The sequence below is a fragment of the Fertoeibacter niger genome (assembly GCF_009380135.2).
Lineage (GTDB): Bacteria > Pseudomonadota > Alphaproteobacteria > Rhodobacterales > Rhodobacteraceae > Fertoeibacter > Fertoeibacter niger.
Genome location: NZ_WHUT02000013.1, coordinates 71654 through 86143, shown reverse-complemented (window position 1 = coordinate 86143; position 14490 = coordinate 71654). Strand labels below are relative to the sequence as shown.

Sequence of the window (14490 nt, the reverse complement as noted above, 5' to 3'; positions counted from 1 at the left end):
ACCCTCAGCCACAGGCCCATGATGACCCAGCGCCCCGCCTTGCCGCAGGAAGACCGCCCGCTGACCCCCGCCCTGCTGCGCGGCTGGCGGCGGCGTTGCCCGAACTGCGGGTCGGGGCCGCTGCTGCGCGGTTATCTGACAGTGCGCGAAAGCTGCCCGGTCTGCGGTGAGGCGCTGCACCACCAGCGCGCCGATGATGGCCCGGCCTATCTGACCATCCTGATCGTGGGGCATCTGATGGCCCCGGCGATTCTGTGGGCCTTTGTCGAATACCGGCCCGACCCCTGGGTTCTGGCAAGCATCTTCACCGTGGGCACGGTGGCGCTGTCGCTGTTTCTGCTGCCACGGCTGAAGGGCGCGATGGTGGGGCTGCAATGGGCCAAACGGATGCATGGGTTCGGCCGTGCCGCTGCCTGAAACCGGGCAGAACACCGATCAGCCGCAGGGCAGCGCCGGGCTGCCAATCCGTCCAGCCGCCACCGTGATCCTGCTGCGGCAGGGCCGTGCCGAACCCGAGGTTCTGATGGGCCAGCGCGGGGCGGCGGCGGCCTTCATGCCGTCGAAGTTCGTGTTTCCGGGCGGGGCGGTTGATGCAGGCGATGCGGCTGTGCCGCTGGCCCGCCCCCTGTCCGCACCCTGCGCCGCACGTCTGGGCGAAGACCCCGCACCCGCCGCTTTGGCCGCCGCCGCGATCCGCGAGTTGTGGGAGGAAACCGGTCTGGCGCTTGGCCGGCCCGGGCATTGGCACGCGCCCGAAGGCTGGCAGGACTTTGCCGCGCGGGGCTTGCAGCCCGATGCCGCTGCCCTGCGTTTCGTGTTCCGCGCCATCACCCCGCCGGGCCGCACCCGCCGCTTTGATGCGCGGTTCTTTCTGGCCGATGCGGCGGCGGTGGCAGGCGACACCAATGATTTCTCGGCCGCGTCAGATGAGCTGTCGCATCTGCACTGGATCGGGCTGGCCGCCGCGCGCGCGTTGGATCTGCCCTTCATCACCGAGGTCGTGCTGTCGGAAATCACCGCCCTGCTGCGCGACGGGCCATCTGCCGCCGGGGTGCCGTTCTTTGACAATTCCGGCACCACTCCGCAGTTTCGCCGCCTCGCCTGACTGACCCGACCAGACTGGCTCAGGCCACCAGCACGATGCCGACAATCCCCGCCACCAGCAACGCCATGCCAAAGACCTCGGGCAGCCGCACCTTTTCGCGGAAGAACAGCACCGAGGCCAGCAGCGAGAACAGCAGCTCCACCTGCCCGACCGACCGCACATAGGCCGCATTCATCAGCGCAAAGGCCACGAACCAGCACAGTGAACCCAGAACGCCGGTCACACCCACGGGTGCGGTATCACGCCATTTCGCGGCAACCCGGCCCAATTCGCCCGGTTCGCGCCAGATCAGCCACAGGCCCATCAAAAGCGTCTGAAACGTGGTCACAGCCGCCAGCGCCACTACGGCGCGGAACAGGGCCGAAGGGCTGTCCACCAGCAGCGTCGCCCCCCGGTATCCGATGGCCGAGGCGCCAAAGAACGCCCCTGCGAGCAGACCCAGCCCCACCGCGCGGCTGCCCACCGCCGCCCAGTGCCAGCCCCCCGGCGGCTGCGACAGCACCAGCACGCCCGCTGTGCCCAGCAATATTGCCGCCCAGCCCGCCGGTGGCACAGGCTCGCCCAGCACCAGTGCCGAAAACACCGCCACCAGCACGACCTCGGATTTTGTGAAGGCGATGCCCACGGCAAAGCTGCGTTCCGAAAACAGCGCCACTGTGCAGAATGTGGCCACGATCTGCCCCACGCCACCGGCCACCACATAGGCCCAGAACAGCGGCGGCGGCGCGGGCAGCGCATGCCCCGCCAGCAACAGCGCAGCCATCCCCGCCACAGCCAGCGGTGCGGCGAACAGGAAACGCGCGAATGTGGCCCCGCCAGTGGAAAGCCCCAGCCCCTTCAGCCGCTTTTGCAGCACGAAACGCAGGGTTTGCACAGCGGCGGCGGCAAAGGTGATGGCGATCCACAGGGTCATGCCAAGTCAGTGACACGCCCCGCGCCCAAGGTCGAGCCTGTCAGGCCCCGACCCCCGGCAGCGCGGCAAGCAGCGGGGGCGGGCTTGCCCCCTCGGTCATCGGCGCGGCCACCGCCCCGCCCGGCATCAGCGGATGCGGCACCGGGTCTTTCGCCCGCCACAGATACGCCGCGAAAATCTGCGCGTAGGACCGATAGACATAGCCCTCGTTGCGCCGCTGGTAATGCTCGCGCCGGGCCGCATAAAGTGCGGGCAGCCGATACCACGGCACGGATGGGTGCATGTGATGCACGGCATGGAAATTGTTGTTCAGAAACAGCAGCGCCAGCGGCCCGCGGTCCTCGATGATCACGGTGCGGGCGCGGTGCGAGGCATGGGCGCGGTGCTCCAGAAAGGTGCGGATCTTCAGCAGCCCATGCCCGACCCATGCCGCCAGCAGATAGGCCCAGACCGGCATCGAGGCCTGAGCCAGCCACAGGCCCACCAGCGCCAGCCCCGCCATATGCAGCATCCAGGCCAGCCGCACACCCGGCGCATCCGCCCGCAGCAGACGCGCCTCTTGCAGAAGCCACAGCGCATTGCCCACCAGCGGCCCCATGACAATCCGCCCCAACAACGTGTTGTTCACCCGCAGCACCGCCTGCGCCATGCGGGGCAGCCGCGCCCAGACCGCCGGATCGCAATAGTTCGACTCGGGGTCGTCGTAGGGGTCGGTCAGGATAGGGTCATGGTGATGCGCCAGATGCGTGTCGCGGAAACGGCGATAGGGCACGGTCAGGTTCAGCGCGGCAAACACCAGCGCCTCGTTGACCCGCGCATTGCGGAACGGATGGCCATGCAGCACCTCGTGCTGCAACGACGAATATTGCGCGATGGCGATGCCGGTGGCCACGATGCCCAGCGGCAACCACAGCCCGGCCAGCCATGTCGTCCCCAGTCCCCAGACCGCATAGGTTGCCAGCATCAGCAGCAGCGTAGGCCATTCGACGGCAGGCGTGGGGTGGCGCAAAATAATCTCCGTTACGTCAGGCTGTTCACATCTGCTTGCGTAGCACCGCGCCACTTGCACTGAAATTCGGAAGATGCGAAACATAAAGTCAACTTTGGTGACAATAATCACATCATGCCGGAAATGATCGACAAGCGCGACCGCGCCATATTGTTCCGCAACCGGCTGGCCGAGGCGATGGCCGAACGCGGCATGACACAAAGCGCGCTGGCCCGGGCGGTGGGGGTGGACCGGTCCACCCTGTCGCAGCTTTTGGCCGTCGCCAGCACCCGCCTGCCCAATGCGCAACTGGCCGCCGATTGCGCGCAGGCGCTGGGCATCAGCGCCGACTGGCTCTTGGGTCTGTCGGGGCGGCCAGAACCCTTGGCCGATATTCTGGCCACATCGCTGACCATTTCCGAAGCGCCCCGCGCCCTGATCGACGAGACGATTTTCGGCTGGCACCGCGAGGCCGCGGGCTACAAGATCCGCCATGTGCCCGCGACCCTGCCCGACATGCTGAAAACCCGCGCGATGCTGGAATGGGAATACCGCCCGCAACTGGGCCGCAGCACCGAACAGGTGATCGGCGCATCCGAAGACCGGCTGGAATGGATGCGGGGCGCGCGTTCAGATTATGAAATGGCGATGCCGCTGCACGAGATGGCGGCCTTTGCCGGGGCCACAGGCTATTACGCGGGCCTGCCCGCCGCCCTGCGGCTGGAACAGATTGACCGGCTGCTGGCGCTGACCGAACAGCATTACCCCTCGCTGCGGATTTACCTGTTTGACGCGCGCCGGGTGTTTTCTGCGCCTGTCACGGTGTTTGGCCCGCTGATCGCGGTAGTCTATCTGGGCCGCCACTACCTTGCCTTCCGCGATTCCGCGCGGGTGGCCAGCATCATCCAGCATTTCGACTGGCTGGTGCGCGAGGCGGCGGTGACGCCACGGGGCTTGGGCGACCATCTGCGGGGCTTGCGGGCGACGGTTGGGTAAAAATGGGGGGTGACGGTCAGCGCAACAGCCGAAGCTGCGCCAGATCATAGCCGTTCCAGTCCAGTATCTCGCGCGCCGCCGCCAGCCGGTCGGGTGGCAGCGGCCCGCCCCGGTTCAGGATGAAGCCGAACGCGCCCGAGGGCGTGCCGATCACCAGCGTGCGGTCGTTGGTATCCAGCCAGACCACCCACCACGGCTGGCCGATGCCCGCCGGATCAGCCCCGCGCGGCGCAAAGCGGCCCGGGCCAAGGCTGGCCAGCGTGCCGTCAAAGGTTTCGGTCACACCGTTCAGGCACAGCCGCGCGGTCAGGGCCAGACCATCGGGCGCGGGGGCAAAGCTGGCGCGCCCCGGCCCGCAGCCCCCTGCATCCGGCGTGGCAAAGCCTGCCACCTGATCCCACTCGCCAAGGATCTGCGCGGGTTGCACCACGGCGTTGGAGTAGATCTGGCGGTCAGTATCGCGAAACGCGGGCGGCACATCGGGCCCGCGTGCGCCACAGGCGGCCAGCAGGATCGGCAGCAGCAGGATCAGTCGATGCACAATGTTACCCTTCGTCCGTCGGCTTGCAAAATCTCATGGCAGCCGAACAGCGGCGTCACGGGTGCGCAGGTGTTTGACCGCGCAAGGCACTGGCCCTGGCAGTCGCCCTGACGGCGGCATTGCTGCCCGCCGTCGCGGGTGCGCAGCACACAGGCCCGCGCGCCGGATGTGCCCGCGGCGGCAAACTGCCCGCCGCGCCGTTCGCAGGCCAGTTCGCTGGCCGATTTCGGCGGGGGTGGTTCAGCCAAGGCCGCGTCTTGTGCCGAGGTTTCGCCCGTGGCAGCCGTGTTTCCCTCGGCAGAGTTTCCTCCGGCAGACGGATCACCCGCCACCGCAGGCGCGGCTTGCGCACCCTCCGGGCCCACCTGCGCTGCGCCTGCGCCTGACTGTCCGGCTGTATTCTGCGGCAGGTCGGCATCCGCCGTCCCGTCGGGAACCGCCATGGGGGCCCCCTGCCCCGGCGCATCCAGCGCTGTCACCTCGATCGCGGCGGGTGCGCCCGAAGCCGCCACACCCGGCCCGCCATCGCGATGGCCGGGCAGACAGCCTGCCAGCACCTGCACTGTCAGAAGGGCAATCAACAGGGCGCGGCGCATCGGGGTCAACTCATCTGCCTGGGCATGGCACCACAGGACCGCAACCGCACGCGCGGCGCAACCCCCATCGCTTGGCACTCAATAGGGCTGCGGAAAGGCGCGGTGCGCGGTGCCGATCTCGGCCAGCACCTCGGGCGACAGAACCACATCGACCGCGCCCAGATTGGTGCGCAGCTGGTCCATCGTGGTGGCCCCGATGATCGGCACATTCGGGAAGGGCCGGCTGCGCAGGAACGCCAGCGCCATCTGGCAAGGGTCCAGCCCGTGCCGCGCGGCGATGCCAAGATAGGCCGCCACGGCGGGAAACACCTGCGCCGTGATCCGCCCGCCCAGATCGGGGGTGAACTGGCGGCGCGTGCCCTCGGGCACCACATCGCCCGCGTATTTGCCCGACAACAGGCCCGCCGCCAAAGGCGAGAACGCCAGCAGCGGCATGTCCTCGACCATGGAAAACTCGCACCAGTCGGTGTCGAACTGGCGGCAGAGCAGCGAATATTCGTTCTGCACCGACACCATGCGCGGCAGGCCATGCACCTCGGCCAGATGCAGCCAGCGCGCGGCCCCCCAGACGCTTTCATTCGACAGGCCGATGGCGCGCAGCTTGCCCTCGGCGATCAGCGCCTGCGCCGTGGTCAGCACATCCAGCATATGTGCATCCACCTCGGCCCGGTCGCGCACCTGCGGCGCAAACCGCCAGGATTGGCGAAAGTGGTAGCTGCCCCGGTTCGGCCAGTGAAGCTGGTATAGGTCGATGTAATCGGTGTTCAGCCGCACCAGCGACGCCTCGACCGCCGCGCGCAGGCTGGCCCCGGTGATGGGCGCACCGTCGCGCACGGCCTTTTGCCCCGATCCGGTGATCTTGGTGGCCAGCACCACCCGGTCACGCGCGCCGCCCTTGGCAAACCACGCGCCGATGATCGCCTCGGTATCGCCCACCGTTTCGGCTGACACCGGGTTGGTCGGATACATTTCCGCCGTGTCCCAGAAATTCACCCCGTGATCCAGCGCCAGCGCAATCTGCTCATGCGCCTGATCTTGGGTGTTCTGGGTGCCCCAGGTCATCGTGCCAAGGCACAGTTCCGAGACGGTAAGGCCGCTGTGGCCAAGGGAAAGCTGTTTCATCGCGGGCTCCTGCGGGCAGAACGGCGGGGGATCTTGTTTGGTGGCAGACCCTAGCGGCGGAGGCGGGAATGGCAAGGGCCAGCGGCCCGACCGGCGGCACGGGCAGCCTTTGGCACCGCTGGCCGCGCCATTCCGGCGAAGCCTTGCCCATTGCAGCGGCACGTCGTTCCCCGCAGACATTCCGGCGCTTTCGCTCTGGACGTTTCCCGGCGGCGGGCACACTCTGCCCCAGCCCGAACGAAGCGAAGCCCATGCGCCTGCTGATCTCTTTCGCCGCCCTGTTCCTGTCGGTCGTGCTGTTGCAGCTTGGCTCGGGCGGGGTGGCCCCGCTGGATGCGATTTCCGGCGCCGCGCTGGGGTTCACAACGGCCGAGATCGGCATGCTGGGCTCGGCGCATTTCGTGGGGTTCTTCATCGGCTGCTGGTGGGCCCCGCGCCTGATGGGCACCGTGGGCCATTCGCGCGCCTTTGCCGCCTTCACCGCCGCAGGCACCATCGGCATTCTGGCGCATATGATGGTGGTCGACCCCTGGGCCTGGGGGTTGATGCGCGTGGCGTCAGGCGTCTGCATCGCGGGCTGCTACACGATCATCGAGGCCTGGTTGCAGGCCAAGGTGACGAATGCCACACGGGGCCGCGCCATGGGCATCTACCGCATCGTCGACATCGGCGGCAATCTGGCGGCGCAACTGCTGATCGGCGTGCTGGAGCCTGCGGCCTATGTCTCTTACAACCTGTTGGCGCTGTGCTGCTGCGCCGCGATCTTCCCGCTGACGCTAAGCCGGGTCGAGGCGCCCGAAACGCCCGATGCGCCGCGCCTGCGGCCCCGGCTGGCCTGGGAACGCTCGCCCCTTGCCGCCGCCGGTGTGGTGGTTTCGGGCATCACCGGGGCCGCATTCCGCATGGTGGGGCCGGTTTACGGGCTGGAGGTGGGTCTGCGCCCCGACCAGATCGCGCTGTTTCTGGCGGCTTATGTTCTGGGCGGCGCGCTGGCGCAGTTTCCGGCGGGCTGGGTGGCCGACAAATACGACCGCCGCATGGTGATTATCGGGCTGTCGGCGGGTGGCATCATTGCCTGCGCCACCACCATCCTGCTGGCCGGATCCGGCACGGTGGCGGTGTTTCTGGCGGCGGGGCTGTTTGGCGTCATGACCATGCCGCTTTATTCCGTATCCACCGCGCATGCCCATGATTTCGCCACCACCACCGAACGGGTGGAACTGTCCGCCGCGCTGATGTTTCTTTATGCGGTGGGGGCGATTGCCAGCCCCATCGTCACCTCGCTGCTGATCTGGGGGTTCGGCCCCGCCGCCATGTTCCTGATGATCGCGCTGGCCTGCCTGCTGTTGATCCTGTTCGGCATCACCCGCATGCGGGCCCGACCCGCACCCGCCGACCGCACCGCCTATACATACGAGCCGCGCACGTCTTTCCTGATCGGGCGGCTGTTGCGGCGCGGACGCGACCGGTAGGGCGGCACGGCCCTGCACGTGCGCCGTCGTGCAACCGCCAAGCCCCGCGCGTTTTTCTTTTGCCCGGGGGGTTGTGCCGGGGGCACAAAGGGCGCATGTGTCAGGGGCAAACGCTGATATTCGCTTTCTGTTTCCTTACGGCTTCAGTTCTCGATCTTGACGTGACTGAGCCACGCCGCCGCATCCTGCGGGCGGGATTAGTATGGGAGACATCACGATGGCCAACGGCACCGTGAAATGGTTCAACGCCACCAAAGGCTTCGGCTTCATCGCACCGGCAAACGGCAACAAGGATGTGTTCCTGCACATCTCGGCGCTGGAACGCGCTGGCATCCGTGAGCTGCAAGACGGTCAGGCTGTGACCTTCGACATCGAATCCGGCCGTGACGGCCGCGAGTCGGCGATGAACCTCGCACTGGCATAAGCTGACGGCGCCTGCGGGCGCTGCCAGATGAAAAGGCCCCCGGCGACGGGGGCTTTTTTGTTTTGTGGTGGCCCCTTCCTGCGTTTAGGCTGTGTTGCCCGGCGCCGGCATTCGGGACACTTCATCGCACAGCCATCGCCACGGTCAGACGCCACCATGCCCCACCACCTGCGCTTTTTCGACGACTACGGCTGCGGCTGGCTATGGGGTGGCGATCACGCCACGCTGAACACCTTCGGCTACGGCCCGCTCGATCTGGTGATCCATGCCGCCACGGGACGCCTTTCGCCCGAAACGCTGGCCGAGGCTGATGCGCTGTCGGGGCTCAACCATTCCACCCTGAACATGGATGACCCGGCGCACCCCCTGCCGCTGTCGCCAGATTTCTGCAATGATTTCAACGCCCGCGTGGCCGTGCTGCGCGACCGGATGGCAGCAGAGCTTGGGCCGGGTTTCGTGGTGGAGGATTGTTTCCACCCCCTGATCCCCGGCCCGTTCGCCTGACAGGTCAGGCCCCCATCCGCGCTGCGACATCCAGCATGCGGTTGGAAAAGCCCCATTCGTTGTCATACCAGCCGAACACCCGCAGCATCCCACCGCGTGTAACCCGGGTTTCGGGGCAGGCCATGACGATGCTTTCGCCCCGCGCCCGCAGGTCGGATGACACCAGCGCGCGATCGGTGGCCCCAATCACCCCGCCTGTCACCCCGCCTGCCGCGCGGAACAGCGCGTTCACGGCTGCGCGGTCGGGAACACGCGCAACCATCACCGCCAGATCGACCGCCGAAACCGATGCGACCGGCACCCGCACGGCAGATCCCTCGATCCGCCCCGCCAGATCGGGCAGCACCAGATCCAGCAGCCGCTGGGCGCTGGTCGTGGTGGGCACCATCGACAGCGCCGCACCCCGGCTGCGGGCAAAATCGGCGGCGGGCGCATCGACCGTTGGCTGCGACCCGGTATAGCAATGGATCGTGGTCATCGACCCCGTGACCACGCCATAAGCCCCGTCCAGCAGCCGCACCAAGGGGGCCAGCGCATTGGTGGTGCAGGATGCGTTGGAGACTATGCGCTGCCCCGCCAGCCCCGCATCATTCGCCCCAAGAACCACCGTGAATTCCGCCGCAGCCGAAGGCCCCGAGATCAGCACCCGCCCCGCCCCCGCCAGCAGCCCGCGCCCGGCCACATCCGCCGTATCGGCCCGCCCGGTGCATTCCAGCACCACATCCACGCCCGCCAGATCCAGCGTCGCTATGTCGGCCGTGCGGTGCAGCGGAATGGCCCGGCCATCGACCAGCAGCGCCCCGCCCTCCAGCGCGACCGAGCCGGGCCACACGCCAAACACGCTGTCATACTCGAACAGATAGGCGCACATGTCGGGCGTGGCGATGTCGTTGATCCCGGCAATCTTGATCTGCGGCCATCCGGCGGTGCCCCCGCGCGCACCCGCCTGTCGCCCCAACGCCCAGGCCCGCAGCACCGACCGCCCGATCCGGCCAAAACCGTTGATGAACACCCGCATCCCGCCCTCCCCACTTGCGCCGCACAGGCAAATCAGAAAGCGGGGCGGGCTTCAATGCGCACAATCTGCGGGCAGATGCGATACAATGGCTGCAAGCCTGCGGGGCCGGTCTTGCAGGGGCGGGTCGGCGCAGCGCTGATGGCCGTCAGTTCTGGCTGATCGTCGCCTCCAGCCAGGGCAGATAGTTCGACACCCGGGTATAGGCCGAAAACAGCGCGGTTTCCTTGCAGCCTGCACCCGCCTTGCCAGAAAGGCCCCAGCTGACAACCCCGGCCTGCACATAGCTGCCGTCGCTCAGCGGCACCACAAGCGGGCCGCCGCTGTCACCGGAACAGGCTAGCTTGCCCCCCTCATAGGTGCCCGAACACAGCATGTTTTCAGACATCGCCTCGGGCGCGCGGGCCACAAGCTGATCCCACAGGGTATAGGCGTCATCCTCGGCGATGCCAAAGGCCCCGATGGCATAGCCAAAGCCTTTTACCGCCTCATCCGCCCGCACCTCCAGCATTGCGGCATTGCACTGGGCGCGGTCCAGCATCTGAATCTCGGTCTCATAGAGCGAGGTCGGATGTTGCCCCCCCTCGATCAGCCCCCAGCCGGTCACGATGGTCGCCACGCCCGGCTGGTCCAGCTGATCGCCGAATTCCGCATCCGGCACGGTGATGGTGGCAAAGGGCACCTGCGGCGCGCGGGCAAGGCGGATCAACGCGATGTCATGGTCAAACGCCGTGCCGACATAATCCGGAAAGCGGTGGATGGCCGCCACCGGCACCAGATCGCCCTGCCCCGGCACCAGATCATTGGTGCCGACCAGAACCGAAATCGCCCCGGGTGGCAGATCGGCATAATCGCCCAGCTCATCCTCCATATGCACGCAATGCGCGGCGGTCAGCACCCAATCGTCCAGCAGCATCGTGCCGCCGCAGAACTGCGCCTCGGGGCCCACCGGCATGCCGCTGACCAAAAGGGCCACCTGCCAGGGCCATTCGCCCGCATCGGCCAATTGCCCGCCGATCACCTTGCCACCCGCAGGGGCCGGGCCGCGCCGGGCCTTTTCACCGCTCTTGGCAAAGGCATAGGGCGATTGCGGCGCGGCATCAGTGCCGAAATCGGGGGCCTCCTGCGCGAGTGCGGGGCCAAGGGGCAGCGCCAGCACAAGGGCCGTGGCGGTCAGTGTCATTCGCATTGCATCACCTTTCGTCGGGCGTGGTCAGTTGTTTGCCGGGGGCGGGGCTGTGACGGACGGGTTCAGCCGCACCGGCTGGCGCAGAAAGGCCAGTGCGGGGCGGCGGGGGGTAAAATCGCGCGTGGTGCCGTCGGGCTCCAGCAGCGCCGCAAAACGGGCCAGCAGCGGATCGGCGCTGGCCCGCATCCGCTGGGGGCTGGCAAGGCCGGTCAGGTCGCTGCGTGCAGCGCCGGGCGTGGCGGGCACGGCCAGCACCAGAATATCCTCGAACCCGCCGCCGCCATCCGGCGGGGCCTCGATGCGCAGGCCAATGCGGGCGGATTCGCCCGGGGCCAGCCGGTTCGACAGGGCGGATACCGGCCACAGCGGCGTCAGGGCAAAGTCGCGGGCCTGATACAACACCGTCACATCCTGCGGCTTGCCCGCGCGGTTGGTCAGCGTCAGCCAGATCTCGTCGCAGGGTGCCACGCCTGCGGCGGGGTCCAGCGGGGCCAGCGGGCCGGATGCGGCGCAACCGCCGTCCATGGCCTTGCCGCGCCGACCCTGCACCTCCATGGCCAGCGGTGGGCCACCCACGGCCAGCCCGCGCCCCGCCATCCCGGCAATCAGGCCACGCAACCGCAACCCGTGCCCCGCCTGTTCCAGCACCCGCGCCAGCGCATCGGAGACACTCTCACCCTCACGGGGGAAGATGCGGGGCGACGATCCCGGCCCCGCCGGGTCAAGCACCCCATCCGCCCCCACCAGTGCCGGGCCAGCGGGGGTGGGCATCAGCCGCAGATCGGCCCCGCCCGCCGCCGGTTCAAACAGCTCCGCCGCCCGTGCATCTGCCAGCGCAGCCTGCCATTCTGGTGCAAGGCCCTGCCCAACCGCCAGCCGCAGCGGCGGGGGCGGTGCGGGTTCCACCACCTCGGCCCAGCCCTGCGGCGGCAGGTTCGCCCCTTCCAGCCGCGCGCCATCGGCGGTCAGCGCGGCCAGCCGCGCATGCGCCACAGGCTCGCCTCCCGCCGCCAAAGGATAGACCGCCACCATCGACCCCGCCGTCAGCCCCTGCAACAGCCCGGCCTTCAGCCGCCCCTGCAACAGCGGATAGCGCCGATCCGCCGTGCCGCTGCCAAACACCACACTATCCAGCAGCGGCCCTTCGCCATCGGGGTCTTGCCGCACCGCGCCGCGTGTCATGCCCGCCGATGTGGCCGCCAGCACCTGCGCCCAGCTTGCCTCTGGCGCGTCGCGCAACACCTGCGCCAATGCCAGCGAAAACGCGCCATACCACGGCCCGTCATCCCCGCCGACCGGGTATTCAAACGACCGCTGGTCGGATTGCGAGGAATAGAGGAACACGAAATCCCCCCGCAGCGGCGGGGTATCTGCACCCACCACCACCGGCACATCATCAGGAATGCCCAAAGCCCCCGGTTCCAGCACCCGCGCCACGCCTGCCCCACCCGCAGCACGAAAACCGGTCGCGGAATGGCAGGCGTCGATCACCCCCACCAGCCGCGCACCCCGGTCCAGCACCGCCTGCGCCCAGACCTGCAAGTCATCATCCAGCAGCGCGCCCTCGACCATGCCCGTGCCGCCGTTCCAGCCCCGCGCATCCATTGGCAACAGGATCTCGTCAAACCCGCCCGGTTCATCCCCGCTGATGTCCGGTGTCTGGCTGCCATGGCCCGAGAAATGAAACACCACCGTATCCCCGGGGCCAGAGGCGAACAGCAACGCCAGCATCGCCTCGCGGATGGCTGTGCCATGCGGCAGGCCATATGTCACACCCGCCGGCAGATCAGGCACCTCGCCGGACGCCAGCACGGTAATCCCCTGCGCCGCCACGCCCCGCGCAATCAGCACCTCTGCCATCAGCGCCACATCATTGGCCGGGCCGCGCAGGTCGGCATCCAGATAGGTATAATCGCCCACCCCCACCAGCAGCGCGCGGGTTTCCGCGACGGCGGGGCCGCACAGGCAAAGGCACAGCAGGGGCAATATCAGGGCACGCATGCCGCAAGGATGGCAAGACCGCCGCCGCACCGCAAGCGCAGGCAGGGGCGTGACGACATTTGTCATCGCGCCACATGCCCGGCCCCGCCGCCGCCTCCGGCTTTCTTGCTGGCACAAATATCCAACTGCACCGCCTGCCAGATCCACCCCGCCTGCCCTATGGCCCCACTGGCGCGATGCGCCGCCCCCCTGCCTTGATCCCGGCGGCGATTCGGGCCTCGACCGCGTTGCCATCCAGTGATTGCAGGAAACCGTTGAATTCAGGCGTGGCGCGGGTGGCGATGCGACCCGCCTCGATCACCAGATCGACCTGATCGGTCTTCAGCCGCAGCCGGGTGGGCACGGTGTTCAATTGCGCGCGCATCGCCTCGTCCACACCCTCGAAACTCGCCTGCCCCACGAACAGCTTGATGTCGGTGCAGTCCCATCCCGCCGTGCTGCCGCGCAGCCGCCGCACCTCGGCCATGGGCAGGGCACAGCGCCATTCCACCAGTTCCTCTTGCCAGCGGCTGACCTCGCCACGCATCGCGTCATAGCCCGACCGCGTGGCGGCGCTCATCGAGCTGGTGGCAATCGACATGGCCAGCCCCACCCCGCCCGGCCCGGGCAGCTTTTGCGTCCAGCCATAGTCAGCCTCCACCCCGGCATTGGCCACCAGAAACAGCATGCGTTTCATGCGCACCGCCTCGGCCGGGGTCATGGGCGCATAGGCGGCCTGCGCGCGTGCCCGTTCCACCGCCAACCCGGTCGTGCCGAAATTGTCGGTGATGCCGCCATCCAGCAGCTTGACGAATTTCACTTTTTCCGGGTCGGCATAGCTTTCCAGCGCGCGGGCATGGGCGCGCATGGCCGCTGTCGCCTCGGGGTTATAGCGCGCGGCGGTCAGCCAGTCGGGCTCAACGTAATCACACCTGCCCTGATGCGCCTCCAGCACAACGGGGCTGAACACCAAGGGAAAGGCCGCCGAGGCTGCCACCGCCTCGGACAAGGGCATGCCCGACAGGTCGGAACACAAAGCATCGAAGGTTTCCGGCGCGAACAGGAAGGGCGTGTTGTTGGCCACATCGGTGGCGTTGATCCAGGTCTTGATCTGCGACCGCGCCCGCAGATCGCCGAAGGTGGCACCGCGATACAGCACCTCGTCCAGATAGCGGGCAAAGGTCTTGCGCCCGTTGGCCCCGCCCGACAGGCCCCGCACGATGGTCAGCGGGTTCAGGGCAGAATTGGCCATGTATTTTTCGGCATCGGTGATCAGATAGCGTTCGCGGTAGCCGTCCAGCCCCTTTGGCCCCCACAGCCCGAACTGCGCCGCCGTGACAGACCCGCCCGACACGCCCGACACCAGCCGCACATGATCCAGCAGGCCATTGGGTGCAGCGGGCGTGACGCCCGCCGCGCGCAATTCCTCCAGCATGCCATAGGCAAAGGCCGAGGCGCGCATGCCGCCGCCGGAAAACGCCAGCCCCACATACAATTCGCCGTCCCCGATGGCGGGTATGCCCGCTTCAACCAGCGGCAGGTTTTCGGCGCGGGTCAGCGGCGGGTTGATCGGCGGGTTCAGCGCGGCGCAACCGGCCAGCAGCGCAAAGCAAAATAGCAGGCGTTTCATGGGAATCGGCAGGCT

General features: G+C 67.9%; 15 protein-coding genes. 6 read left to right on the top strand and 9 right to left on the bottom strand.

The window, feature by feature from the left end; translation table 11 throughout:
• Nucleotides 1-21 precede the first annotated feature (21 nt).
• Entirely contained in the window at nt 22-417 is a 396-nt protein-coding gene (locus tag GEU84_RS18070; RefSeq protein WP_174539979.1) for a DUF983 domain-containing protein, read from the top strand.
• Entirely contained in the window at nt 404-1105 is a 702-nt protein-coding gene (locus GEU84_RS18065) for an NUDIX hydrolase (protein ID WP_338144831.1), read from the top strand. Before GEU84_RS18070 ends, GEU84_RS18065 begins: the two co-directional genes overlap by 14 nt.
• Nucleotides 1106-1124: 19 nt before the next feature.
• Here the strand turns inward: GEU84_RS18065 and GEU84_RS18060 are convergent, their stop codons facing one another.
• Nucleotides 1125-2018 (bottom strand): DMT family transporter, encoded by an 894-nt coding sequence (locus GEU84_RS18060; protein ID WP_152828464.1) that lies wholly within the window; start codon nt 2016-2018, stop codon nt 1125-1127.
• 40 nt (nt 2019-2058) lie between these two features.
• The gene (locus GEU84_RS18055) at nt 2059-2982 is read right to left on the bottom strand and encodes a fatty acid desaturase (RefSeq protein WP_152828489.1); all 924 of its coding nucleotides are present in this window, start codon (nt 2980-2982) and stop codon (nt 2059-2061) included.
• 159 nt (nt 2983-3141) lie between these two features.
• Here GEU84_RS18055 and GEU84_RS18050 point away from each other — a divergent pair, with 159 nt between their 5' ends.
• Complete coding sequence (locus GEU84_RS18050; RefSeq protein WP_152828463.1) at nt 3142-4002, top strand: helix-turn-helix transcriptional regulator; 861 nt, start codon at nt 3142-3144, stop codon at nt 4000-4002.
• A gap of 16 nt (nt 4003-4018) precedes the next feature.
• Here GEU84_RS18050 and GEU84_RS18045 read toward each other — a convergent pair whose 3' ends face one another.
• The 3 genes from GEU84_RS18045 to GEU84_RS18035 form a co-directional block, all read right to left on the bottom strand.
• Entirely contained in the window at nt 4019-4543 is a 525-nt protein-coding gene (locus GEU84_RS18045) for a lipocalin family protein (protein WP_174539978.1), read from the bottom strand.
• A complete protein-coding gene (locus GEU84_RS18040) occupies nt 4531-5139 on the bottom strand; it encodes a hypothetical protein (protein ID WP_152828462.1) in 609 nt (202 codons plus the stop codon). Before GEU84_RS18040 ends, GEU84_RS18045 begins: the two co-directional genes overlap by 13 nt.
• Before the next feature lie 78 nt (nt 5140-5217).
• The gene (locus GEU84_RS18035; protein ID WP_152828461.1) at nt 5218-6261 is read right to left on the bottom strand and encodes an aldo/keto reductase; all 1044 of its coding nucleotides are present in this window, start codon (nt 6259-6261) and stop codon (nt 5218-5220) included.
• Nucleotides 6262-6512: 251 nt separating this feature from the next.
• On the opposite strand from GEU84_RS18035, the gene GEU84_RS18030 reads away from it, so the two are divergent.
• The 3 genes from GEU84_RS18030 (at nt 6513) to GEU84_RS18020 (ending at nt 8661) form a co-directional block, all read left to right on the top strand.
• Nucleotides 6513-7733, top strand: a complete 1221-nt coding sequence (locus GEU84_RS18030; RefSeq protein ID WP_152828460.1) for an MFS transporter — start codon at nt 6513-6515, stop codon at nt 7731-7733.
• A 217-nt stretch (nt 7734-7950) separates the two neighbouring features.
• On the top strand, nt 7951-8157 hold the full coding sequence (locus GEU84_RS18025; protein WP_152828487.1) for a cold-shock protein: 207 nt from the start codon (nt 7951-7953) through the stop codon (nt 8155-8157).
• Between the two features lie 156 nt (nt 8158-8313).
• Nucleotides 8314-8661, top strand: coding sequence for a hypothetical protein (locus tag GEU84_RS18020; protein WP_152828459.1), 348 nt, complete (start codon nt 8314-8316; stop codon nt 8659-8661).
• Between the two features lie 4 nt (nt 8662-8665).
• Here GEU84_RS18020 and GEU84_RS18015 read toward each other — a convergent pair whose 3' ends face one another.
• The 4 genes from GEU84_RS18015 to GEU84_RS18000 form a co-directional block, all read right to left on the bottom strand.
• Nucleotides 8666-9679: a type I glyceraldehyde-3-phosphate dehydrogenase gene (locus GEU84_RS18015; RefSeq protein ID WP_152828458.1), complete on the bottom strand. Its 1014-nt coding sequence runs from the start codon at nt 9677-9679 to the stop codon at nt 8666-8668.
• Nucleotides 9680-9824: 145 nt separating this feature from the next.
• Nucleotides 9825-10859 carry a serine protease gene (locus tag GEU84_RS18010; protein WP_174539977.1) on the bottom strand — a complete coding sequence of 345 codons (1035 nt, stop codon included), beginning with the start codon at nt 10857-10859 and terminating at the stop codon, nt 9825-9827.
• 30 nt (nt 10860-10889) lie between these two features.
• Nucleotides 10890-12866 carry a caspase family protein gene (locus GEU84_RS18005; protein ID WP_174539976.1) on the bottom strand — a complete coding sequence of 659 codons (1977 nt, stop codon included), beginning with the start codon at nt 12864-12866 and terminating at the stop codon, nt 10890-10892.
• A gap of 157 nt (nt 12867-13023) precedes the next feature.
• On the bottom strand, nt 13024-14475 hold the full coding sequence (locus GEU84_RS18000) for a patatin-like phospholipase family protein (RefSeq protein WP_174539975.1): 1452 nt from the start codon (nt 14473-14475) through the stop codon (nt 13024-13026).
• Nucleotides 14476-14490: the final 15 nt, after the last annotated feature.

Coding starts and splice junctions, on each gene's coding strand:
- GEU84_RS18070 (WP_174539979.1), top strand. CDS start 22: ATGACCCAGCGCCCCGCCTTGCCGCAGGAAGACCGCCCGCTGACCCCC.
- GEU84_RS18060 (WP_152828464.1), bottom strand. CDS start 2,018: ATGACCCTGTGGATCGCCATCACCTTTGCCGCCGCCGCTGTGCAAACC.
- GEU84_RS18055 (WP_152828489.1), bottom strand. CDS start 2,982: ATGCTGGCAACCTATGCGGTCTGGGGACTGGGGACGACATGGCTGGCC.
- GEU84_RS18050 (WP_152828463.1), top strand. CDS start 3,142: ATGCCGGAAATGATCGACAAGCGCGACCGCGCCATATTGTTCCGCAAC.
- GEU84_RS18040 (WP_152828462.1), bottom strand. CDS start 5,139: ATGCGCCGCGCCCTGTTGATTGCCCTTCTGACAGTGCAGGTGCTGGCA.
- GEU84_RS18035 (WP_152828461.1), bottom strand. CDS start 6,261: ATGAAACAGCTTTCCCTTGGCCACAGCGGCCTTACCGTCTCGGAACTG.
- GEU84_RS18030 (WP_152828460.1), top strand. CDS start 6,513: ATGCGCCTGCTGATCTCTTTCGCCGCCCTGTTCCTGTCGGTCGTGCTG.
- GEU84_RS18025 (WP_152828487.1), top strand. CDS start 7,951: ATGGCCAACGGCACCGTGAAATGGTTCAACGCCACCAAAGGCTTCGGC.
- GEU84_RS18020 (WP_152828459.1), top strand. CDS start 8,314: ATGCCCCACCACCTGCGCTTTTTCGACGACTACGGCTGCGGCTGGCTA.
- GEU84_RS18015 (WP_152828458.1), bottom strand. CDS start 9,679: ATGCGGGTGTTCATCAACGGTTTTGGCCGGATCGGGCGGTCGGTGCTG.
- GEU84_RS18010 (WP_174539977.1), bottom strand. CDS start 10,859: ATGACACTGACCGCCACGGCCCTTGTGCTGGCGCTGCCCCTTGGCCCC.
- GEU84_RS18005 (WP_174539976.1), bottom strand. CDS start 12,866: ATGCGTGCCCTGATATTGCCCCTGCTGTGCCTTTGCCTGTGCGGCCCC.
- GEU84_RS18000 (WP_174539975.1), bottom strand. CDS start 14,475: ATGAAACGCCTGCTATTTTGCTTTGCGCTGCTGGCCGGTTGCGCCGCG.